The 4,532-nt window shown below is 54.5% G+C and carries 8 protein-coding genes; 2 read left to right on the plus strand and 6 right to left on the minus strand.

Annotated elements, in window-relative coordinates:
* Window positions 1–216: 216 nt before the first annotated feature.
* The gene (locus tag ACQZ48_RS23295) at window positions 217–378 is read right to left on the minus strand and encodes a hypothetical protein (protein WP_262563366.1); all 162 of its coding nucleotides are present in this window, start codon (window positions 376–378) and stop codon (window positions 217–219) included.
* Window positions 379–1,226: 848 nt separating this feature from the next.
* Between ACQZ48_RS23295 and ACQZ48_RS23300 the strand changes: the two genes are divergently transcribed.
* Together ACQZ48_RS23300 and ACQZ48_RS23305 are read left to right on the plus strand one after the other, a co-directional pair.
* Complete coding sequence (locus ACQZ48_RS23300; RefSeq protein ID WP_448729556.1) at window positions 1,227–1,454, plus strand: site-specific integrase; 228 nt, start codon at window positions 1,227–1,229, stop codon at window positions 1,452–1,454.
* A 17-nt stretch (window positions 1,455–1,471) separates the two neighbouring features.
* A complete protein-coding gene (locus tag ACQZ48_RS23305) occupies window positions 1,472–2,092 on the plus strand; it encodes a site-specific integrase (protein WP_448729553.1) in 621 nt (206 codons plus the stop codon).
* Here the strand turns inward: ACQZ48_RS23305 and ACQZ48_RS23310 are convergent.
* The 5 genes from ACQZ48_RS23310 to ACQZ48_RS23330 all read right to left on the minus strand — a co-directional run.
* Complete coding sequence (locus tag ACQZ48_RS23310; protein ID WP_448729554.1) at window positions 2,077–2,637, minus strand: hypothetical protein; 561 nt, start codon at window positions 2,635–2,637, stop codon at window positions 2,077–2,079. The two genes, ACQZ48_RS23305 and ACQZ48_RS23310, sit on opposite strands and share 16 nt — an antisense overlap.
* On the minus strand, window positions 2,634–3,098 hold the full coding sequence (locus tag ACQZ48_RS23315; protein WP_019564361.1) for a Panacea domain-containing protein: 465 nt from the start codon (window positions 3,096–3,098) through the stop codon (window positions 2,634–2,636). Before ACQZ48_RS23315 ends, ACQZ48_RS23310 begins: the two co-directional genes overlap by 4 nt.
* Window positions 3,099–3,309: 211 nt before the next feature.
* Window positions 3,310–3,894 carry a hypothetical protein gene (locus ACQZ48_RS23320; protein ID WP_448729555.1) on the minus strand — a complete coding sequence of 195 codons (585 nt, stop codon included), beginning with the start codon at window positions 3,892–3,894 and terminating at the stop codon, window positions 3,310–3,312.
* Between the two features lie 4 nt (window positions 3,895–3,898).
* Entirely contained in the window at window positions 3,899–4,120 is a 222-nt protein-coding gene (locus ACQZ48_RS23325; protein WP_019564363.1) for a hypothetical protein, read from the minus strand.
* Window positions 4,121–4,264: 144 nt separating this feature from the next.
* Window positions 4,265–4,532: hypothetical protein (locus tag ACQZ48_RS23330; protein ID WP_448729557.1), on the minus strand; the 268-nt coding region annotated here is incomplete at its 5' end.

Here is a 4,532-nt window from a genome sequence, read left to right on the forward strand (position 1 = left end):
TTCGTAGCGGCGGCGTGTCATCATAGCTCCTAATTCGGAAGCCTTGAATCACGCGGAACGCAATGCGCCAAGAGAATTTATGAGTTTACCGCCTAGGTCTGCGATGTCAAGCTTGCTTACTGGCATAGCTTCGCCAGCGGCCGGAATCGTGTTCGGCATTGTCATTCTCCAAATTGTCGAGAGGGTTTTGTCACTCCCTAAAAAGGGAGGCGGTGTTCATGCGAGTTCGAGAGCGGCGCCGCCGGTCAACTGCGGATCACGAGGAGCCGGAACAACCAGAGCCGCGCCATTGTCGCGCTCGGCACGTTCGAATGCTGCCTTCAGGGCTGGGTTGGTGAAGAGGCTGGAAAGGCGAACCTGTGCATTATTGCTTGCCATGATATTTTTTCCTTTCTCGATAAACATTTTATGTCTATGAATAAGCCATAATAATTAACCATGGTCAACAGTAAATGTTTACTCGTAAGCAGAAAATGTTTATACGGGTGACATAGCAAGAGGAACCGATGTTGAAAGCTAGCCAAATACGAGCCGCAAGAGCGCTCTTGAACTGGTCGCAAGGTGAGCTGGTCGAGAAGTCTGGCCTATCTTTGACCACGATTAGACGCATGGAAGATGATAAGATCGGACCCGAAAGAAGCTCCGCCGGGAACGTCGCGGCTATAACCAAGATCATTGAGGAGGCGGGAGTGACTTTCCTTCACGAAGGAGACCAGACGTCTGGTGGAGCAGGTGTGAGGATAAGCCAGTGACGCAAGATACCACTTCAGCCACAAGCATCATTTCGTATGAGACGCGCTACGGGGTGATGAAGGAAATCTACTTTGCGACTGCTGAACGGCAGTTTTCCTATGGAAAATGGCTGCTCGCGTCATTGCTGACGGTTCATGCCGGATCATTGTTGGCCATATCTCAGGCTGGGGAGAAAACAGCTAAGCTTTACCAAGCCTGTGGACCTCTCCTGATTTACGGCGTCGCGTCCACATTGATTTGCGGCGGGCGTGCATGGCCTCGAAAGGGTATGGCATGCGGGCATTTTGCTACGTCGACAACTACAGCTCGGCCTCATGCTTCATTCCAAAATGGATGTTTTGGATCACCAAAATCTAGGGACGTGAGCTATGTCCGCACTTACGTTGATGCCCCAGCAGCCGGCGGTAGAGGCTGCCTCCGATCTCTCCGACGCTGCCCTCGACTATGGCCGCGCTGCGCTGTCCAGCAACACCATGCGGGCTTACAGAGGCGATTGGCAGGACTTTGCCGACTGGTGTGCTGATCGAGGTAGATCGCATCTGCCGGCCGTCCCTGCGACCGTGGCGAACTATGCTTCCTCTCTGGCCGACTCCCGCAAGAAGGTGCCCACAATCGCCCGCAAGCTGGCTGCTATTCGCTTCTTTCACCGCGGCGCTGGTCTGATAATCCGACCGACAATGCGGGCGTGGCAGCCATCCTGAAGGGGATACGTCGCACAGTGGGCACAGCAGCCCGCCAGAAGGCTCCAGCAACGGTTGACGTCATTCACGCGATGATGGCGAGGATCAACGGTGACAGCCTCCAGGGCAAGCGTGACAAGGCGTTGTTGCTGCTCGGTTTCGCTGGCGCCTTCCGTCGATCGGAGCTTGTGGCGATCACCGTCGAGGATCTGACGTTCAGCGAGGAAGGTGTGGATGTGTTCCTGCCAAAGTCCAAGACCGACCAGGAGGCAAAAGGCCAATCGGTTGCCATCCTTAACGGTAAGGCGCTGAAACCCGCTGACAGGCTCAAGGAGTGGCTTCAGGCGGCCGATATTACCTCGGGGCCTATCTTCCGCCGTTTCAATCGTGGTGACCGTCTGACAGGCGAGACGCTGACTGATCAAGCCGTGGCGCTAATTGTCAAGAAGTATGCCGACGCCGCCGGCCTCGATGTTGCAAACCTATCCGGTCACTCGCTGCGCGCGGGCTTTGTTACCTCGGCTGCAGAGAACAGAGCGAGCATATCCCGAATCATGGAAGTGACCAGACACCGCGCACCGTGGAAACCTATGTGCGCCGAGCTGACCGGTTCAAAGACCATGCAGGGGATGGATTTCTTTGATCAGTCGACGGGATAAATCTTATGCTCAGCATCCCACCAAACCATATTGAAAACGTGCCCGGTGCGGAAACCCCAAATACGCTGCTTGCCACCCGTTCGAAACCGGAAGAGCTCCTCTTCGACACGTTCAATCTCCATCCACCGCTCTTGGGCTTCAGGGCACAAGGTGTCCCAACTTTGTGCATGATGCTTCTTGTGACGGTCGTTCCCACCGGTCGTCTGGCTCATGATTTCATGCCAGTGGAGGCCGCTCATCGCAATCATGGTCGCCCGAACAACGCAGGCATTATCGGGTCCATATGAAGAGTGGCACCAGTTTCTTTGCTCACCCCAAGACCAGGCGCCTTCCCGGTCCGCATGTTCATGGATCCGGTATTCCATTCGCATCTGCATGATGCTGCCGGGGTCTTTATCTGATCGTGGTAGCTTCTCCGTTATCGGATTAGCTTCAGCGCGCGGAACTTGCTGCGACTCTACCTGCACTTTTAAGCGAGCAGATTTTTCTTGTTCTTTCAGCTGCTTGGCAAGCTTGCGTTCGATGCGAGCTTCCTTTTTGCTCATGGGTTTTGAGCATTCCCCGGCTGAATTCCAGAATAATACTCATGCATGTCAGAGAGGAGTATTTCTTCTTCGGAAGGCTCGCCGTCCTTTACGCCGGCCCGCTCCCGCGCAAGCAGCCAAGGTGCTTCCAGGTGTGTTAGATCACTCAACCATTGTGCTGACTGCTTCCCATAGAAATCCAGAACCGCATCAATGGTCGCGCGTGCGCGCTCATCGAGGTTCGGCTCAGCCGTCGGCGGTAGGATGCTGTTTGGAACCACGCTGAACTGCCGATGATGCCAAGAATAAAGGGAGCGACAAACCGGTCCATTCGCCCATGCCTGTATTGTCTCGTTGAACAGCGGGCGTTCGTCCCAAACGAGCGACCACGCCTGAGAGTAGTAGACCAGTTTCTGCAGCTTCATGGCGGTCATTTCGCCGTGCGACCGCAGTATGTACTCTGCGACGTCTCTTACGGACATGACGGTTCTCCAATGCGCGTTTAACGACAGCATAACACAGCGCGGCGCAATTCGTTTCGTATAATGCATGCTATACGTGATTTGCGAATGACATGTAAATAGATGCGACAACGTGCGGAAATAAGACATTCGGCGCATAAAGCCTTCGCGTTATGCATCTACATATGTGCGCTGGCAACTGAACAATAACTCACGATAAATGGTCTTCTCGCTACTCATCCCAAGCAGCTTCGAGGTGTCCACCGAGCGCCTTCACGCCCCGCTGGATGGCCTTGAAGTTAGGGTATTTGCTTCTGCATCCACGTGACCTGAAATATCGGCCCGTGCCGGCCTCGTCGTCCACGTCTGGCATATACCAGCCAATTTCGTAAGCTCGCGATCGCAGTTGATCGAGAGATTGGACGCCCGTGATTTTGTACGGTTTGCGCTTACGACGGTAGCCGTAATAGTGAGCCACCTTACGGATGCGATCGATCTCAACCCCAGGAAACGCAGCGCGAAGTTCATCGTGGGTGGCTTCTGGGTACAGTTTGCGTAACCGCTGTTTGTCGATCGGGCCCCAAGTCCTTCTGGGTGACGTCAGACCCAGCTTCCTGCATCTGACCCTGATGGCGCACTCCGTCCTGTTGTACAGGATCTGGCGCAGGGCAAAGAAATCAGGATGGAACAAGCGGCAGATGAAATCCTCATCCTCGGTCCATAACTTCTGCCCGAAAAGGGTGAAGCCAGATCGCAGCATCCTTTCACGGATACGCTCCGCAGACGCTGCGCCTCTGACAAACTGCGCGAGCGACATTGCATCAAGCCGGCTTTTTCACTCTCAGAGTGCGATACGCGTTGAAGGTGCCTGCCTTGTCTGTGAACAGGTCGACCAGCGAGGATGGAAGGGAATTGAGTTCCCGCAACTGCGTGGCCAGATCAACAAACTGGAGCTTCAGGCGCTCGACCTCTGAAGCCTTCACCTCCTCAATCTTCGCCTCGATCTCGGCTTTCGCTCTCAGCAATTCCTGTAGCTCACTCATGGCTCGGTCTCCTCTTCTGGTGGGAATGGGACGACCTTAGTGAGGGCTGCGAAGCCTTGTCCACGCCTTCTCTATCGTACGCTTTCTGACAGGCTAACGACGAGGATTTACTGTTTCGATATGGGCGCCACCGAGCAGGAGCGGTCACAAATCGTCAGGCATAGTCAGGCACTTGCAAACGAATTCGTAATCTTCCGTTATGGCGAACTTCAGCCCTTTACCGTCACTGTCGAGGGACATCAGGTAAATTGTCGTCAGGCCGTTGAAGCGAGTAACGGCAGTAACGGTCTCTGGGTTAATCGCTACAACAGTGTGAACCGCACCGGATTTACCGGAGACCCCAACTCGTGAGAAGTAGGGTCTATGACAAGCAAGACGACGAACAAATTCTCCCCTGAAGTCCGCGCCCGTG

This window comes from Agrobacterium sp. 22-209-1 (assembly GCF_053522485.1).

What these genes read in the sequence shown, in the direction of transcription:
- ACQZ48_RS23320 (WP_448729555.1), bottom strand. Translation starts at nt 3,894, where the DNA reads ATGTCGCTCGCGCAGTTTGTCAGAGGCGCAGCGTCTGCGGAGCGTATC.
- ACQZ48_RS23325 (WP_019564363.1), bottom strand. Translation starts at nt 4,120, where the DNA reads ATGAGTGAGCTACAGGAATTGCTGAGAGCGAAAGCCGAGATCGAGGCG.
- ACQZ48_RS23315 (WP_019564361.1), bottom strand. Translation starts at nt 3,098, where the DNA reads ATGTCCGTAAGAGACGTCGCAGAGTACATACTGCGGTCGCACGGCGAA.
- ACQZ48_RS23310 (WP_448729554.1), bottom strand. Translation starts at nt 2,637, where the DNA reads ATGAGCAAAAAGGAAGCTCGCATCGAACGCAAGCTTGCCAAGCAGCTG.
- ACQZ48_RS23300 (WP_448729556.1), top strand. Translation starts at nt 1,227, where the DNA reads ATGCGGGCTTACAGAGGCGATTGGCAGGACTTTGCCGACTGGTGTGCT.
- ACQZ48_RS23295 (WP_262563366.1), bottom strand. Translation starts at nt 378, where the DNA reads ATGGCAAGCAATAATGCACAGGTTCGCCTTTCCAGCCTCTTCACCAAC.